The organism is Streptomyces sp. NPDC047130, from assembly GCF_040643475.1.
Lineage (GTDB): Bacteria > Actinomycetota > Actinomycetes > Streptomycetales > Streptomycetaceae > Streptomyces.
In genome coordinates this window covers 21,074-37,463 of the sequence record NZ_JBEYUK010000030.1, presented here as the reverse complement: position 1 = coordinate 37,463, position 16,390 = coordinate 21,074, and the positions used below count along the sequence as shown (strand labels likewise).

The window sequence follows — 16,390 nt, the reverse complement described above, 5'->3', positions numbered from 1 at the left end:
GGTTTTGCGGCAGCGATGGTCAAGCCACGGAAAAATCCCGGGAAGAATCTCCTGGATACCGGGCAGCGGTGCGTGAAAGGATTTCTCCGCCCTTCCCCTTTAGCCGAGAAACCCTGTACAAGTAATTGCCGGCCGGAAAAACGCCGGCCGCGACGGCCCGGACGGCCCCGATGATCCACTTCGCGTCCCGGAGGACGTTCCGGCACGTCATACCGTTCGGGCGGCATCCGGGAACCCGACGGGGCCCGCAGGAAAGGACCGATATTCATGGCGCAGCGTGTCCTGGTCACCCTCTCCGACGACATCGACGGCACCGAGGCGGCGGAAACGATCGCTTTCGGCCTCGACGGCCGGACGTACGAGATCGACCTGAACGAATCCAACGCCGGGAAGCTGCGCGCCGCGCTGGCCCCCTTCGTGGAGGCGGGCCGCAAGCGGGCCCGGTCCGGGAAGGTCTACCGGCAGACCGAGGTCGCGCCCGACCCGGCGGCCGTCCGCGCCTGGGCCCAGGCGCACAGCATGGAGGTGCCGGCGCGCGGGCGGATCCCCAAGCGGGTCTACGAGGCCTTCGCCGCCGCCCGTTCCTGACGGTCCGTGCGTCCCGCCGCACCCGCGGCGGGAGCCGACTTGCGCTGCACCCCAGGTGATCAGTTAGAGTCTGAGCACGCCGAGGGGCGAGGCCGGAAGGCCGGAACCCCGAACCGTGCGGGTGTAGTTCAGTAGTAGAACACCCCCCTTCCAGGGGGGAGGCGCAGTGTGCGATCCCTGTCACCCGCTCTCACCGGTCCGCTGGGTACGGAGCATCCCTCCGTATCCGGTAGGCTGGGACACGCGCCGATCGGTGAAAGCCGGTCGGAGGCAATGCGGACGTAGCTCAGTTGGTAGAGCGCAACCTTGCCAAGGTTGAGGTCGCGAGTTCGAGCCTCGTCGTCCGCTCCAGTTTCGAAGGCCCCGGTCATCCGATCGGGGCCTTCGGCGTTTCCCGGAAAGGAACGCGACGGGGGCGCCGCGCCGCGGCTGACATTTGTCATGCGAGCCGATGACAGCGCGCACTGCCGCAAGGCCTCGCCCGCCGACAGGCTGAATCCATGGACATCAGCAAGCAGGAGCAGGTGATCGAGGTCACCGGCCTCCGCCGCGTCTACCGGGGCGGCTACGAGGCGGTGCGCGGGATCTCCTTCTCGGTGGGCCGCGGCGAGATCTTCGCGCTGCTCGGCACCAACGGGGCGGGCAAGACCTCGACGGTGGAGCTGCTGGAGGGCATGGACCGCCCGGCCGGCGGACGGGTGCGGATCCTCGGGCACGACCCGTACACCGAACGCGCCCTGGTGCGGCCGCGGACCGGGGTGATGCTCCAGGAGGGCGGGTTCCCGTCGGAGCTGACCGTGGCGGAGACGGCCAGGATGTGGGCCGGCTGCACCAGCGGCGCCCGGCCGGAGTCCGAGGTGCTGGGGCTGGTCGGCCTGCGGGGGCGGACCGACGTGAAGGTCAAGCAGCTCTCCGGGGGCGAGCGGCGGCGCCTGGACCTGGCGCTGGCGCTGCTGGGCGACCCCGAGGTGCTCTTCCTCGACGAGCCCACCACCGGCCTCGACGCCGAGGGCCGCCGGGAGACCTGGGAACTGGTCCGCGCGCTGCGCGACCGGGGCACCACCGTGCTGCTGACGACGCACTACCTCGAGGAGGCCGAGGACCTCGCCGACCGGCTGGCCATCCTGCACGACGGCGTCATCGCCGCCTCCGGGACGCCCGCCGAGGTCACCGCCGCCCGGCCCTCCCTGATCTCCTTCGAGCTTCCGCCGGGGCTCCTGCCGGCCGACCTGCCGCCGCTGGCCCCCATGGGCGTCGTGGACCACGGCGTCGAGGGCGGGCTGCTGCGGATGCACACCCGCGAGCTGCAGCGGACCGCGACCGAGCTGCTGACCTGGGCCGCCCGGGAGGGCGTGGAAATGCGCCGGCTCGACGTGCGGTCCGCCTCCCTGGAGGAGGCGTTCCTCGACATCGCCCGCGAGGCGGGCGGCCGGCACGGCAACGGAGAGGGCGCCGTCGGACGAGGCGGCGCCCGCGAGACGGAGAAGACCGCATGAGCACTCCCACGACCGCCACCCGTGTCCCGCGCCGGGGGGCGACCACGCCCTCGGGCCGCCTGTGGTCGCTGACCCGGGCCGAGTTCACCCTGCTGCTCCGCAACCGCAGCGCCGTGATCACGGGCCTGGTGCTTCCGCTGCTGCTGCCGGTCAGCGTCCAGCAGGGCATGCGGGAGATCGATCTCGCGTCCTACGGACTCAGCGTGGGCGTGATGATGGTGACCGCCGGCATCGGCTTCTCGATGCTCTTCGCGGTCTACGCCACCCTGGTCTCCGCCTACGTCGCGCGCCGCGAGGAGCTGGTGCTCAAGCGGCTGCGGACCGGCGAGGCCTCCGACACGGAGATCCTCGGCGGCGCCGCGGTCCCCGTGCTGACCGTCAGCGTGGTCCAGTCGCTGCTGCTGGGCGTGGCCTGTGCCGTGCTGCTGGACGTCGGGATGCCGCGCTCGCCGCACCTGCTGGTGCTGGGCGTGGTGCTGGGCATCCTGCTGTGCGCGGTGCTGGGCGCGGCCACGGCGGGGCTCACCCGGACGGTGGAGAGCAGCCAGGTCACCTCGCTGCCGTTCCTGTTCCTCACCATGATCACGTCCGGCATGGCCTTCCCGACCGGGATGCTGCCCGACACGATGGCCGCGGTCTTCGACGTGCTGCCGCTGTCGCCGGCGATCCGCCTGATCCGCGAGGGCTGGCTCGGCACCCTGTCGGCCGGTGAGACGCTGACCGCCGTCGGCACCCTGCTGGTGTGGATCGTGCTCGGGGCGTTCGCTGTGCGACGGTGGTTCCGCTGGGAGCCGCGGCACTGACCGGCGGAAGCGGTCGACGGGCCCCGGACGGCCGGGGGCGTGGCGGGTGACGGAGGAGGGCGGCGGCGTGCGGCAGTGGTGGAGGCGCAAGAGCACCACGGCGAAGGTGGAGACCTACACCCGGTGGTCGTTCCACAGCTTCGCGGTGGCCGAGGCCGTGGCCACCGTGCCGCTGCTGGCGCCGTTGGGGTTCCCCGAGGCGGTGCCGGTGGTCCTGGCCGTCCTCGCCCACGCGGCCCTGTGCGCGCTGACCGCCTCCCGCGCCCTGGACTGGGCCCGGGGGAACCGTGGCCGGCCGCGGGTGCTGCTGTACGCCCTCGGCCTCCTCACCGCGGGTGTCGCGGCGGCGGCGCTGCTGGTGGCGGACCGGTCGGCCGACGGGCAGGTCCAGCAGGCGGCCGGCTCGGTGTACGCGATGGTGCTGGCCGTGGGGAGCGGCATCCTCGCGCTGGGCGTCCGCAACACCACCGTCTACCCGGTGGCCGTCGGCGGGGCCGGTGTGGCGGTGGGCGCGCTGGCGCTGGTCGCCGGGGCCGGTCCGCCCGCCGCGCTGGTGGCCGCCGTGATCACCGTGCTGGTCACCGGCTTCATGTGCTTCGTCACCGCCCTCACCGTCTGGCTGCTCGAGACCGTCTACGAGCTGGACGAGGCGCGGGAGAACCGTGCCCGGCTGGCCGTCGCCGAGGAGCGGCTGCGGTTCGGACGGGACCTGCACGACGTGCTGGGGCGCAACCTGGCGGTGATCGCGCTCAAGGCGGAGCTGGCCGTGGAGCTGGCGCGGCGCGGGCGGCCGGAGGCGGTGGACCAGATGACCGAGGTGGAACGGATCGCGCAGGAGTCGCAGCGCGAGGTGCGCGCGGTGGTGCGCGGCTACCGCCGGGCGGACCTGGGCACCGAGATCACCGGCGCCCGCGGGGTGCTGGAGGCGGCGGGCATCCACTGCGAGGTGTCCGTGGAGGACATGGACCTGCCCGACGAGACCCAGTCGGCGCTGGCGTGGGTGGTACGGGAGGCGACGACCAACGTGCTGCGGCACGGGAACGCCCAGTGGTGTGCGGTGACCGCCGGGACGGACGGCGGAAAGGTGGTGCTGGTGGTGGAGAACGACGGCGTCGAGGACGTCCGGGACACGGGTGGCTCGGGCCTGGCCGGGCTGCGGGAGAGGCTGGCCGCGGTGGACGGGACGCTGACCGCGGGGAGCGACGGCGCGACGTTCCGCCTGGTGGCGACGGTCCCGCCGGGCTCGCCGGGCTCGCCGGGCTCCCGCGCCTTCCTGGCCTCCCCGGACGGCACGGACGGCACGGACTACCCGGAGGACGCCTCGTGAACGTCGTGAACGCGCCGGTACGGCTGCTGCTCGCGGACGACGAGCACCTGATCCGCGGCGCGCTGGCCGCGCTGCTCGCCCTGGAGGACGACCTGGTGGTCGTCGCCGAGGCCGCCACCGGGCCGGAGGCGCTGGCCATGGCGCGGGCGCACCGGCCGGACGTGGCCGTCCTGGACCTGCGGATGCCGGGCGCGGACGGTGTGAAGGTCGCCACAGCCCTGCGGACCGAACTGCCGGAGTGCAGGGTGCTGGTGGTGACCAGCCACGGGCAGCCCGGTCACCTCAAGCGGGCGCTGGCGGCGGGGGTGCGCGGGTTCGTGCCCAAGACGGTCAGCGCGCGGCGCATGGCCGAGATCATCCGCACCGTGCACGCCGGCAACCGTTACGTGGACCCGGAGTTGGCGGCCGACGCGATCAGCGCGGGGGACTCGCCGCTGACCGCGCGGGAGGCCGAGGTGCTGGACCTGGCGTCGGACGGCGCCCCGGTCGCGGAGATCGCGGAGCGGGCCGGGCTCTCCCCCGGGACGGTCCGGAACTACCTGTCCTCGGCGGTCTCCAAGCTGGGCGCCGAGAACCGTCATACGGCGGCGCGTACCGCTCGCGAGCGAGGTTGGGTATAGTTGCTCTCGCGCCACGGCGCAAGGCGGACGTAGCTCAGTTGGTAGAGCGCAACCTTGCCAAGGTTGAGGTCGCGAGTTCGAGCCTCGTCGTCCGCTCCAGTTCCGAAGGCCCCGGTCGTACGACCGGGGCCTTCGGCGTGTCCGCCCCGCCTCAGCTCCAGGCGAGGCCGGTCAGACGCTCGTAGGCCTCGACGTACTTGGCGCGGGTGGCGTCGACGATCTCCTGCGGGAGGGCCGGCGGCGGCTGCTCGCTCGCGCGGTCCCAGCCGGAGGCGTCCGAGGTCAGCCAGTCGCGGACGAACTGCTTGTCGAACGACGGCTGGGCCTGCCCGGGGTGCCAGACGTCGGCCGGCCAAAAGCGCGAGGAGTCGGGGGTCAGGACCTCGTCCGCGATGATCAGATCGTCGCCGTCGAAGCCGAACTCGAACTTGGTGTCGGCCAGGACGATGCCGCGGTCGCGGGCGACGTCCCGGGCGCGGCCGTAGACGGCCAGGGTGGTCTGCCGCAGCCGGGCGGCCACCTCGGCGCCGACCTTGCGGGCGACCTCCTCGTAGGAGACGTTCTCGTCGTGCTCGCCGACCTCGGCCTTGGTGGCGGGGGTGAAGATCGGGGCGGGCAGTTCGGAGCCGTCCACCAGGCCCTCGGGGAGGGCGAGTCCGCAGACCGTGCGGGACTCGCGGTACTCGGCCAGGCCGGAGCCGGTCAGGTAGCCGCGCGCCACGCACTCGACCGGGACCATCTCGAGGTTCCTGCAGACCAGGGTGCGGCCGCGCCAGTCCTCGGGGGCGCCGGCGGGCAGGTCGGTGCCGAGGACGTGGTTGGGCACCAGGTCGGCGAGCTGGTCGAACCACCACAGGGAGAGCTGGGTGAGCACCCGGCCCTTGTCCGGGATCTCGGTGGGGAGCACCCAGTCGTAGGCGGAGATGCGGTCGCTGGCGACCATCACGAGGTCGCCCGCCTCGTTGCGGTACAGATCGCGCACCTTGCCGGTGTGCAGATGCACCAGGCCCGGCACCTGGACGGGCTCGGGCTTTTCGACGAATCCGGACACGGTTCCTCCCCGTGGGTTGGTCCAATGCCCCGATTCTCCCGTACCGGGAGAACCGAGGCAGGCCGGGGGTGCGGGGGCGCCTCGGGGCGCCGGGGGTGCGTGGGGGCATCGCGGGACGCTGCGGGGCGTCGCGGGACGCTCCGGGCCGCCGCCTGCCGTCGCGGGAAGCCGCGGGCCGTCGCGGGAAGCCGGGGGCCGTCGTGGGAAGCCGGTGGATTGTCGCGGAGGTCCGGTGGGGGAGCGCGGAGGGCGCGCAGCGGGCCGTCGCGGGAAGCCGGGGGCCGTCGCGGCAAGCTGGTGGATTGTCGCAGAGGTCCGGTGGGGGACCGCGAGGGCGCGCAGTCCGCAGGGCGGACCGGCGCGGGTCCGCGGGAGGTTGGGGGGTTCGCGGGGGGGCGGAGGGTCGGACGGCGCGGGGGCCGAGGGGGCCGCGGGAGGTCGGAGGATCCGCAGGGGGCCGAGGGATCCGCAGGGGGCCGAGGGGCCCGCGGGAGGTCGAGGGATCCGCAGAGGGCCGAGGGAACCGCAAGGGTCGAGGGAACCGCGGGCCGGGGCGCTGGGGGCCGCTCAGTCGCGTTTGCAGATGCGGTCGAGGAGGTTGGCGGTCGCCTTCTGGATCCGCGGGTCGACGTGGCCGGGCCGGTCGAGGGCCGGGGACCAGGCGAACGTGCCGGAGGCGAAGACCAGTGCGCCGGACGGCGCCCGGTACAGCGACGTCTCCTGGTGACGCTTGACGCCCGCGGAGTCCCGGTACGGCGAGTGGGCCAGCAGGACCCGTTCGTCGTGGTCGGGCAGGGGGGTGCGCGGAAAGTACCGGTCGGCCTCGCCGGCGACCAGGCCGGGGATCTCCTCGCCGTCCACGGCCCCGGTGCCGTCCCAGAGCCAGTGCCCGGCGTTGCGGACGATCATCGGCCCCGGTTCGGGCACCCGCCCGCCGTACTGGATGCCGAGCAGTTCCTGCTCCGGGCGGTCGACCTCCCGCCAGAGCACGGCCCGGCCCGGCCCCTGGCGCTTCCGGCAGGTCAGCAGCCGGTCCGGGTCACCGGAGGCGGAGGGGCCGAGCTCCACCTGCCAGTACAGGGTGTTGGCCGAGAGGAAGACCAGCGAGGTGCCCTGGTCGCGGGCGAGTTCCACGGTGCGGCGCATCGGCTTCGACCAGTACTCGTCGTGTCCGGGGAAGACCAGGCCCCGGTAGCGGCCCGGGTCGACCCGGCCGGCGTGCAGGTCGCGGGCGTCGGCGTAGGAGAGGTCGTAGCCGTAGCGCTCGGCCCAGCGGACGAAGTCGTAGGCGTGGCCCACGTGCAGGGGCAGTCCCGCCCCCGCGTAGGGGCGGTCGAAGGAGACCGTGGTGGCGGCGTCGGACTCGCCGAGCAGGCGGCCCTCGTCGTCCCAGGCGTGGTAGAGGCTGGCGCCGGTCCGGCCGTCCTCCGGGTACAGGTTGTAGGCCTGCCAGGTGATGTCCGGCAGCAGGAGCAGCAGGTCCGCGGGACGGTTGTCGCGGACGGTGAACGGGATGTGCGAGCGGTGGCCGTCGGCGGTGGTGAGCACCGCGACGTAGGCGCCGAGCTGCCAGTCGGCGGGCACGGCCAGCCGCCAGGAGAGCCACCAGTGGTGGCAGGAGACCGTGCGGTCGGCGACCAGCGGCGGCAGTTGGACCAGCCCCGGCAGCCGGGGGCTGCTCGTCACCTTGGCGGCGCCGTGACCGTCGTAGTGCCCGATCCGGTAGACGTCGACGCCGAACTCCTGGGGCGGCTCGACGGTGATCCGGAAGTCGATCGACTCGCCGGGCGCGACGGCGCCGGGCGAGGCGAAGCCCTTGATCTGCCGGTGCACGTCGTCGGCGGCGCGGGGGCCGCCGGAGCTCGGTCCCGGCTCGTCCACGTACCAGGGCACGACCTGCCCCGTGTCGTCGAAGTACGTCTCGCCGCCGCGCAGCCACGGTAAGGGCCCCTGGCCGAACGGATCCGACACGCCGTGCGCCAACGCTCCCGACTCCCAGCGGCGGATCCGCTCAGGGCCCATGTACCGCTCCCCTCCCTCGAGTTGTTCGTGGCCCGGCATCCGTTCCCCTGCCGGTGGCGCCGTTCCTCGCGTGGGCCGTCCCCCCGGGCGGGGGCGGCACGGTCGGACCCGCCGGGTCACCCCAGCCGTACCGGTTTCTCCGCGCGTACGCCCAGGTCGCGCAGCCAGGCGCGCAGGGGCACGGGGTCCCCGTCCTCGACCAGGCTCAGCACTCTCGGGCCCAGGTCGCCGACCCGACGGCCGCGCACCAGGAGGGCGGGGCCGTCCAGCCAGTCCAGGCCCGGGGACGCGCCCGCCGTGTCGACGGCCGCGCAGCAGACCATCGCGGTGACGTGGTCGGCGAGCAGGTCGCGGCCGGAGCGGGGCGGCGGGGGCGGGAGCAGCGGGAGGCGTCCGTCGTCCCACCAGGTCGAGCCGGCGCCGGGGCCCCCGGCCGCCGCGACCGGCCCGCGGTCCGTCCCCCGCGCAGCCGCGGCCTCCTCGCGGGCCAGCTCGGCGGTGATCCCCGCGGCGAGGGCGGCGGCGAGGGCGTTGTCGCGGAGGGGGTCGGGGTCGGGGTCGTCGTCGTCCGGGTCGGGGTCGGGGTCCGGGTCGGGGTCGGGGTCCAGGGCTGTGTCGGTGACGGGGTCCGGGCCGAGGCCGGTGACGGCGGCCGGGTCGGTGACGGCTTCGGTGCCGGCATCGTCGTAGGAGGCGGGTGGTGTGTCGCTCTGCGGGTCCGGGTCCGGGCCCGGGGCTGCGTGGTCCGCGCCTGCTGACGGGAGGTCCGGGGGCGCCGACGCGTGGTGCGGGGTCGCCGGGGCGTGGTGCGGGGTCGCCGGGGCGTGGTGCGGGGGCGCCGGGGCGTGGTGCGGGCTCGGGGCAGCATCGTCCGGGCCCGGGGACGGGTGGTCCGGGGTCGCCGACGCGTGGTTGTTCGGGGCGGGGGCCTGGTGGGGTGCGGTGGGCTGCGGGCGGGGCTCGGCCGAGGGGGGTTCCGCGCCGTCCTCCGTGTCGTCGGCGGCGGGGGCCAGGTGGTCCAGGACCCGGGCGAGGGTCCGGTCGCCGGGGGCCTGGTGCGGGCCCAGCCCGTCCAGGACCCGGTGCAGGCGGTCCGCCTCGGTACGCCAGGTGCGGTCCACCACCTCCTCCGGGTACTCCTGCCACTCCACCGGGGCCCACTGCCCGCCGGGCCCGGCGGGAGTCCCGTGGAAGAGCCGGGCGGCGAGCAGCGAGGCGGCCTCGTCGACGGCTCCCGGTTCCTCCAGCAGGTCGCAGGCCGGGCGTTCGCCGAGCCGGGAGGCGAATCCCTCGGCCAGCCGGTCGCGGCGCGACAGCTCGGTGAGCGCGGCGACCACGCCGACGTCCAGCCGGGACGGCCACCGCCGCATCCGCCAGGCGGGCAGCGCCACCCGGGTCAGCAGCCGGTCCCAGCCCGCGTAGGCGAGCCCGACCTGCTCCTGGGCGACGATCCGCAGCCCGTGGTCCACAGCCTGTGCGCGCTCGGCGGCCGCCGCGGCCACCCCGCGCTCCATCTCCGCCGCGTGCGGCGCGCAGCCGCGCAGCATCAGCCGCACCACCCTGGCCACCCCGGCCAGCACCAGCCGGACCACCCCGCGCCGCTGCGGGTCGGCGGCCACGGCCATCGCCGCGTCCAGACCGCGCACGAACCGCCGGGCCGCGGCTATGTCCGGGTGGGCGGAAGGACCCGTGCCGGCCACCACCGGGGCGAGCACGGCGCGCAGTTCGCCCACCCGCATCCACCACAGGAACGGGGAGCCGATCACCAGCACCGGAGCCGTCCGGTCACGCCGGTGCGGATCGGCCAGACGCCGCAGCAGGGACGTCGGGCGGCCGGCCCCGGTCCCGTGGGACGGATGCGAGCGGTCCTCCAGCCAGCTGTCGCAGTCCGGGGTCAGCTCTATGGACGACGGCGCCGGGACGCCCAGCCGGTCGGCGAGGTCCCGGACCAGCCGGTAGAGATCGGGAGCGGAACGCTCGGGGATCGGCACCGTGGGGCTGGTGGCCGGACGGGAGCGGGCGACGACCAGCGAGACCGCCGCGGCCACCGACAGGACCAGCACGGCCACGACGCCGGTCACCAGACGGGCGTAGTCCCAGAACTGCCCGGTCAGCCGCCCGGTGGCACCGCCCGTGAGCAGCACCACGGCCAGCCCGGCGGGCAGCAGCGCGGCCGCCAGGGCCCAGCCCCGGACCCGCAGCACCGCGAGCGCCCTGGACCGCGCGCCGAGAGCTCCGGCCTCCATGCCCGTACCGGTCACGACCGGACCTCACCCCCTCCGCGTCCGTCGTCCGTCCGTCGTCTGTCCGCTTCCCATGCCCCCACTGTGGCACCGGGCCCGGACATCGCAATGCCTGTGGGCCAAGTGCCGGAACGCTCGCGGGGCACACTAGTTGGGCTCCGGACCCCAGTCAGCCATACCGGCCATCGCTCACTCGATGGAATGGCTTTGGGGAAAGGTGGATGACGCAGCGCAAAGATCAGGCCCCGGATTTCCGGCCCTCGGGGGGCGGGAGATCCGGGGCCTGTCGTGTGCCGCGGCGGGCGGCGGCGGACCGCGGTGGTGCTGGGTCAGGTGCCGGTGGCCGGTGATGTGCCGGTGGCCGGTGAGGCGCCAGGTGGCCGGTCAGGCGCCCATGGCGGCCTTCAGGGCGATGTCCGTACGGTGCTGGGAGCCGTCGAGGTTGATGCGGGCCACCGCGGTGTAGGCGCGGTCGCGGGCCTCGGTGAGGTCGGAGCCGGTCGCGGTGACCGACAGCACCCGGCCGCCCGCGCTGACCACCGCGTCGCCCTCGCGGCGGGTGCCGGCGTGCAGCACGTAGGCGTGCGGGGCGTCCTTCTCGGCGACCTCGTCCAGACCGGTGACGGGGTCACCGGTACGGGGGGAGCCGGGGTAGTTGTGCGAGGCGACGACCACGGTGACCGCGGCCTCGTCGCTCCAGCGCAGCGGCTCCAGGTCGCCCAGGTTCTCCGTGGCGGCGGCCATCAGGAGGCCGGCCAGCGGGGTCCGCAGGCGGGCCAGGACCACCTGGGTCTCGGGGTCGCCGAAGCGGGCGTTGAACTCGATCACCCGCACCCCGCGCGAGGTGATCGCCAGACCGGCGTACAGCAGGCCGGAGAACGGGGTGCCGCGGCGGCGCATCTCGTCCACGGTGGGCTGCAGGACGGAGGCCATGACCTCGTCCACCAGCGCCGGGTCGGCCCAGGGCAGCGGCGAGTAGGCGCCCATGCCACCGGTGTTGGGGCCCTCGTCGTTGTTGAGCGCGCGCTTGAAGTCCTGGGCGGGCTGGAGCGGGACGACCGTGGTGCCGTCGGTGACGGCGAAGAGGGAGACCTCGGGGCCGTCCAGGTACTCCTCGATCACCACGCGCTCGCAGGCGGCGGCGTGCTCCTTGGCGGCCTCCCTGTCGTCGGTCACGACGACGCCCTTGCCGGCGGCCAGGCCGTCGTCCTTGACGACGTAGGGGGCGCCGAACGCGTCCAGCGCCGTGGCGGCCTCCTCCGCGGTGGTGCACACGTAGGACCGGGCGGTGGGCACGCCGGCGGCGGCCATCACGTCCTTGGCGAAGGCCTTGGAGCCCTCGAGCTGGGCGGCCTCACCGGAGGGGCCGAAGACGGGGATGCCCGCCGCGCGCACGGCGTCGGCGACGCCCGCGACCAGCGGGGCCTCCTGGCCGACGACGACCAGATCGGCCTCCAGCTCACGGGCGAGCCCGGTGACGGCGTCGCCGTCGGTGGCGTCGACCGGGTGCAGCTCCGCCACCTCGGCGATTCCTGCGTTGCCGGGGGCGCAGTGCAGCGCGGTGACGGCGGGATCGAGGGACAGGGAGCGGCACAGGGCGTGTTCGCGGGCACCGCTGCCGATGACGAGGACCTTCACGTGCTCAGCCTAACGGGCGAACCGGCCGCCCCTTGTAGGCCCCGCCCAGCGGACGCGGGGCATGGCGTTGGAGCTTCCTCCAGCCCCCTGGGCCGGACCGGCGCACACCCCGACCGGACCCGACCGGACCCGGCGTGCACCCGACCGGACCCGGCGTGCACCCGGCGTGCACCTGGCAGGCTCGGCCCTGGCCTGCGTCCTAGTCGTGGACGACCTCTTCGACCACCGTCGCACCGAGCTCCCGGACGATGAGCTCGTGCCCCGAGAGGGCCGACTCGTCGAGGTCGGGGTCGTCCGGAGCCGGCATGTCGTCCTCCGGCGCCACGATTTTCCGCGGTTCCGGGGCGGGCGCCGGGGCCTGCTGCTGCGGGGGCGCGGAGGGGCGGTCCTGACGCTGGGCGGGCGCCGGGACCTGCTGCTGCGGAGGTGCCGTCGCGGGCGCCTGCTGCGGGGGGGCCGGGCGCTGGTACGCCGTCGCCCCGCTGCCCGCGCCGCCGTTGGGGCCACCGCCGAAGCCACCACCGGGGCCGCCGCTGTGACCGCCGCCGCCGAAGCCGCCGCCTCCGGACGGGGGCGCGGAGCCGCCGCTCGGGTCGACCACGGCGTCGATCTTCCACTGGACGTTGAACTCCTCGGCCAGCGCCGCGCGGAGCACGTCCTCGCTGCCGCTGCTCGCGAAGTTGTCGCGGGCGCCGACGTTGACGAAGCCGATCTGCAGGGTGGTGCCGTCGAAGCCCGCCACGTGCGCGTTCTGGCTGAGGAGGATCCAGGTGAACCGGCGGCGGTTCTTCACCGCCTCGAGGATGTTGGGCCACAGGTTCCGCGGGTCCAGCCCGCCCGAGGGAGCTGCCTGGACCGGCGCGGGAGCGGCCGGAGCCTGGGCTGCGGCCGGGGCCTGGGCAGGTGCCTGCGGGTGGGCCGGCGCCGGGGAGGGGGCGGCCGGGCGCGCCGCGGGGGCGCCGCCGCCCGTGGGCGCGGCCGTGGGCCAGCCGCCGGGGCGGCGTCCGCCTCCGGCCGGGGCCGTGGTCGGCCACGCGCCGGGCGCGGCGGGGGCCGGGCCCGCCGGGGCCTGCTCCGGTGCCGGAGCGGGAGTCGGAGCGGGAGTCGAAGCGGGGCCGGGAGCCGCGGCGGGAGGCTGCTGCGCCGCCGGAGCCGCCGGGGCGGGCGCGGCGGGCGGAGGCGTCGGTGCGGCGACCGGCGCCGACGGCTGCCCGGGCGGCGGCACGGCACCGCCGGGGCGGACCGCGGCCCGGGCCGCGACGGGCCCGTGGGCGTCCGGCCCCGGGGCGTACCCCATGGCCGGGGCTCCCGCTCCGGCCGAGAAGTTGACCCCGCGCTCGATCCGGTCGAGGCGGGCCATCAGCGACCGCTCGTCCCCGTACGCGCCCGGCAGCAGCACCCGCGCGCAGATCAGCTCGAGCTGCAGCCTCGGCGAGGCGGCGCCGCGCATCTCGGAGAGGCCCTCGTTGACGATGTCCGCCGCACGGCTCAGCTCGGCCGGGCCGAAGACGGACGCCTGGGCCTGCATCCGCTCCAGCACGTCGGCCGGGGCGTCGATCAGCCCCTTGTCCGCCGCGTCCGGCACCGCGGCCAGGATCACCAGGTCGCGCAGCCGCTCCAGCAGGTCCGCGACGAAGCGCCGCGGGTCGTTGCCGCCCTCGATGACCCGGTCGACGACCTCGAAGGCCGCCGCCCCGTCCCCGGTGGCGAAGGCCTCGACCACGGAGTCCAGCAGCGAGCCGTCGGTGTACCCGAGGAGCGCGGTGGCCATGGCGTACGTCACGCCGTCCTCGCCGGCGCCCGCGAGCAGCTGGTCCATCACGGACATGGAGTCACGGACGGAACCGGCGCCCGCGCGCACGACCAGCGGGAGCACGCCCTCCTCGACCGGGATCTCCTCCCTGCCGCACACCTCGCCCAGGTACTCGCGCAGCGTGCCGGGCGGGACCAGGCGGAAGGGGTAGTGGTGCGTCCGGGAGCGGATGGTGCCGATGACCTTCTCGGGCTCCGTGGTCGCGAAGATGAACTTGAGGTGCTCCGGGGGCTCCTCGACCACCTTCAGCAGGGCGTTGAAGCCCTGCGGGGTGACCATGTGCGCCTCGTCGATGATGTAGATCTTGTAGCGGCTGGACGCGGGGCCGAAGAAGGCCTTCTCGCGCAGCTCGCGGGCGTCGTCCACACCACCGTGCGAGGCGGCGTCGATCTCGATGACGTCGATGGAGCCCGGGCCGTTGCGCGCCAGGTCGCGGCAGGACTGGCACTCGCCGCACGGCGTCGGTGTCGGGCCCTGTTCGCAGTTCAGGCAGCGGGCCAGGATGCGGGCGCTGGTCGTCTTGCCGCAGCCGCGCGGACCGCTGAACAGGTACGCGTGATTGACCCGGTTGTTCCGCAGCGCCTGCTGCAGCGGGTCGGTGACATGCTCCTGCCCGATGACCTCGGCGAAGGACTCGGGGCGGTAGCGGCGGTACAGCGCGAGAGACGACACGCCTACGAGGTTATAGGCGTGGACCGACATACCGGAGTGCCTGTGGACAGCCCCACAGGGACGCGCGCCGAGCCCCGCGAACGCAAGCGCCCCCCACGCACCCGCCAGAGCCGACCTACCCTTGCTGCCTTCCGGCCCTGGGGGAGTTCAGTCAGATAGCGCCACGTGAGGGGCTCCACACAGGGTACCTGATCCGGGCGGTGAGAACGAGTTCGCGACCACCGTCGGGAGTCATGTAATGTTCTTCCCGGAGGATTCGCCTAGAGGCCTAGGGCGCACGCTTGGAAAGCGTGTTGGGGGCAACCCCTCACGAGTTCGAATCTCGTATCCTCCGCCAGTGCCTCACCGGGCACGATGTCGAAGGGCCCCCTGGAAACAGGGGGCCCTTCGGCGTTCCCCGCCCGGCGGCGGCGTGGGACCGGCAGGCTGATCGGACCGGACCGCAACGATCGGGCGGTGGCCGGGCGCGCACCGGCAGGGTGGCTGTCGGAAGGAGGCCTCGTGATCTCGGCACTCAACAAGCTGGTCGACCTGGTCGAGGAACACCTCACCGAGGACGACCTCGACGTGCACGCCACGGCCCGTGAGCTCGGGACGACGGAGTACCACCTGCGCCGGATGTTCTCGTCGCTGGCCGGCATGCCGCTGTCGGAGTACGTCAGGCGCCGCCGCATGACGGTCGCCGCCGCGGACGTGATCCGGGGCGAGGGCGACCTGCTGAGCATCGCCGTCCGGCACGGCTACGGCTCCGCCGAGGCGTTCGGCAGGGCGTTCCGGGCGGTGCACGGCGCCGGTCCCGGTGAGGTCCGCCGCGACGGAGGCCCCCTTCGGACACAACCCCACCTCAGGTTCCGCCTGACCGTCGAAGGGAGCACCCCCATGGACACCCGCCTCACCGACCGCCCCGCGTTCCGCCTGATCGGCCACGCGGCCCGGGTCCCGCTGATCCACCAGGGCGTCAATCCGCACATCCAGCGCCACATCACCTCGTTGCCCGTGGAGGAGCACGGGCGGCTCAAGGCCCTCGGGGCCACGGAGCCGGAGGGCCTGCTGCAGGTCACCGCCGACATCGCCCCGGACGCGGCGGAGGGCAGCGAGCTGACCTACCTGCACGGGGTCGCCGTGCCCGAGGGCGCCTCCGTCCCGGACGACCTCGACGTGATCGACGTCCCGGCCGGCACCTGGGCGGTGTTCCGCAGCTCCGGCCCGCACCCGCAGGCGCTGCAGGACACCTGGGCGGCGACCGCGACCGAGTGGTTCCCCTCCAACCCGTGGCGGCTGCGGCCGGGGCCGTCGATCGTCGCCGTACTGGATCGGGCGGACGACTTTTCCACAGCGACCTGCGAGCTGTGGATGCCGGTCGAACCCGCCTGACCGGAATGCATTCCCGCCCCGCGGCCGGGTTCGCGGGGCGGGAGCGGCTCAGCCGCGGGCGGCGTGGTTCCGGCCGCCGGGGAGGCGGCAGTCCGGCCACGGTTTCCGGCCGCGGGGAGGCGGCAGGTCGGCCGCGGTTCGGACGCGAGCCGGGCTTTCGCGTGCGGTCACCTAAGGTTGCTGGGCAGGCTTTACCTGCCTATTACACATACCGTCCGGTACGAATCCGGACGAACGTACGCGAAAGGGACTGCCGTGGGTATTCCACGCCTCAGCAGCACGCCCCTCCCAGGAATCGGGGTGCGGTACGACCTGACCACACGGGAGCACCGCTGCATCTCGGTCGTGGCGCAGCGCGACGGCAGCCGCACGCTCACCGCCTACCGCAAGGACGACCCGGACGCCGCCGAGGTGTCGCTCCACCTCACCGCGGGCGAGTCCACGGCGCTGGTCGACGCGCTCATGCCGACCCACCACAGCCCCAGCCTGCTCTCCGCCAACGACCTCGGCCTGGTCGCCGAGCGCATCGAGCTCTCCGGCACCGCCCGCTGGAACGGCCGGTGCCTGGGCGAGACGCAGATGCGGACGCGCACCGGGGCGTCGATCGTCGCGGTGATGCGCAGCACCCAGGCGTACCCCTCGCCGGCGCCGGACTTCCGTCTGGCGGGCGGAGACATCCTGATCGTGATCGGCACCCGCGAGGGCGTCGAAGCCGCCGCCGCGATTCTCGGGCAGGAGTGATC

General features: G+C 74.4%; 12 protein-coding genes, 4 tRNA genes and 1 other RNA gene. 11 read left to right on the top strand and 6 right to left on the bottom strand.

Annotated features, from left to right (window positions below; translation table 11 throughout):
• Positions 1-267 precede the first annotated feature (267 nt).
• The 8 genes from ABZ836_RS26685 to ABZ836_RS26650 all read left to right on the top strand — a co-directional run bounded on the left by ABZ836_RS26685 (position 268) and on the right by ABZ836_RS26650 (position 4,933).
• Entirely contained in the window at positions 268-588 is a 321-nt protein-coding gene (locus ABZ836_RS26685) for an Lsr2 family protein (protein WP_356132310.1), read from the top strand.
• Positions 589-705: 117 nt separating this feature from the next.
• Positions 706-777: transfer RNA gene (locus ABZ836_RS26680), tRNA-Gly, on the top strand.
• A gap of 86 nt (positions 778-863) precedes the next feature.
• Positions 864-939: transfer RNA gene (locus ABZ836_RS26675), tRNA-Gly, on the top strand.
• A gap of 149 nt (positions 940-1,088) precedes the next feature.
• Positions 1,089-2,084, top strand: coding sequence for an ABC transporter ATP-binding protein (locus ABZ836_RS26670; RefSeq protein WP_361146220.1), 996 nt, complete (start codon positions 1,089-1,091; stop codon positions 2,082-2,084).
• On the top strand, positions 2,081-2,887 hold the full coding sequence (locus tag ABZ836_RS26665) for an ABC transporter permease (RefSeq protein WP_356132315.1): 807 nt from the start codon (positions 2,081-2,083) through the stop codon (positions 2,885-2,887). Before ABZ836_RS26670 ends, ABZ836_RS26665 begins: the two co-directional genes overlap by 4 nt.
• A gap of 46 nt (positions 2,888-2,933) precedes the next feature.
• Positions 2,934-4,214: a sensor histidine kinase gene (locus tag ABZ836_RS26660; RefSeq protein WP_361146217.1), complete on the top strand. Its 1,281-nt coding sequence runs from the start codon at positions 2,934-2,936 to the stop codon at positions 4,212-4,214.
• A gap of 5 nt (positions 4,215-4,219) precedes the next feature.
• Positions 4,220-4,834, top strand: coding sequence for a response regulator transcription factor (locus tag ABZ836_RS26655; RefSeq protein WP_361146278.1), 615 nt, complete (start codon positions 4,220-4,222; stop codon positions 4,832-4,834).
• 23 nt (positions 4,835-4,857) lie between these two features.
• A tRNA-Gly gene (locus ABZ836_RS26650) sits at positions 4,858-4,933 on the top strand.
• 52 nt (positions 4,934-4,985) lie between these two features.
• On the opposite strand, the gene ABZ836_RS26645 is transcribed toward ABZ836_RS26650, so the two are convergent.
• From ABZ836_RS26645 to ffs, 6 genes are all read right to left on the bottom strand, one after another.
• Complete coding sequence (locus ABZ836_RS26645) at positions 4,986-5,885, bottom strand: phosphoribosylaminoimidazolesuccinocarboxamide synthase (protein WP_361146215.1); 900 nt, start codon at positions 5,883-5,885, stop codon at positions 4,986-4,988.
• A 567-nt stretch (positions 5,886-6,452) separates the two neighbouring features.
• The gene (locus ABZ836_RS26640) at positions 6,453-7,907 is read right to left on the bottom strand and encodes a N,N-dimethylformamidase beta subunit family domain-containing protein (protein WP_361146213.1); all 1,455 of its coding nucleotides are present in this window, start codon (positions 7,905-7,907) and stop codon (positions 6,453-6,455) included.
• Between the two features lie 116 nt (positions 7,908-8,023).
• Entirely contained in the window at positions 8,024-10,168 is a 2,145-nt protein-coding gene (locus ABZ836_RS26635; protein WP_361146211.1) for a hypothetical protein, read from the bottom strand.
• Between the two features lie 366 nt (positions 10,169-10,534).
• Entirely contained in the window at positions 10,535-11,788 is a 1,254-nt protein-coding gene (gene purD / locus ABZ836_RS26630) for a phosphoribosylamine--glycine ligase (protein WP_361146209.1), read from the bottom strand.
• A gap of 199 nt (positions 11,789-11,987) precedes the next feature.
• The gene (locus ABZ836_RS26625; RefSeq protein WP_361146206.1) at positions 11,988-14,273 is read right to left on the bottom strand and encodes a DNA polymerase III subunit gamma and tau; all 2,286 of its coding nucleotides are present in this window, start codon (positions 14,271-14,273) and stop codon (positions 11,988-11,990) included.
• A 79-nt stretch (positions 14,274-14,352) separates the two neighbouring features.
• An RNA gene (gene ffs / locus ABZ836_RS26620) (signal recognition particle sRNA small type) lies at positions 14,353-14,451 on the bottom strand.
• Positions 14,452-14,522: 71 nt separating this feature from the next.
• Here ffs and ABZ836_RS26615 point away from each other — a divergent pair.
• The 3 genes from ABZ836_RS26615 to ABZ836_RS26605 all read left to right on the top strand — a co-directional run bounded on the left by ABZ836_RS26615 (position 14,523) and on the right by ABZ836_RS26605 (position 16,388).
• A tRNA-Ser gene (locus tag ABZ836_RS26615) sits at positions 14,523-14,610 on the top strand.
• Between the two features lie 164 nt (positions 14,611-14,774).
• A complete protein-coding gene (locus tag ABZ836_RS26610; protein WP_361146203.1) occupies positions 14,775-15,647 on the top strand; it encodes an AraC family transcriptional regulator in 873 nt (290 codons plus the stop codon).
• A 255-nt stretch (positions 15,648-15,902) separates the two neighbouring features.
• Entirely contained in the window at positions 15,903-16,388 is a 486-nt protein-coding gene (locus ABZ836_RS26605; protein WP_356132388.1) for a TrkA C-terminal domain-containing protein, read from the top strand.
• Positions 16,389-16,390 lie beyond the last annotated feature (2 nt).

Bases quoted from the DNA above. Each gene is read 5' to 3' on its own strand.
- ABZ836_RS26685 (WP_356132310.1), top strand. From the start codon at position 268: ATGGCGCAGCGTGTCCTGGTCACCCTCTCCGACGACATCGACGGCACC.
- ABZ836_RS26670 (WP_361146220.1), top strand. From the start codon at position 1,089: ATGGACATCAGCAAGCAGGAGCAGGTGATCGAGGTCACCGGCCTCCGC.
- ABZ836_RS26665 (WP_356132315.1), top strand. From the start codon at position 2,081: ATGAGCACTCCCACGACCGCCACCCGTGTCCCGCGCCGGGGGGCGACC.
- ABZ836_RS26640 (WP_361146213.1), bottom strand. From the start codon at position 7,907: ATGGGCCCTGAGCGGATCCGCCGCTGGGAGTCGGGAGCGTTGGCGCAC.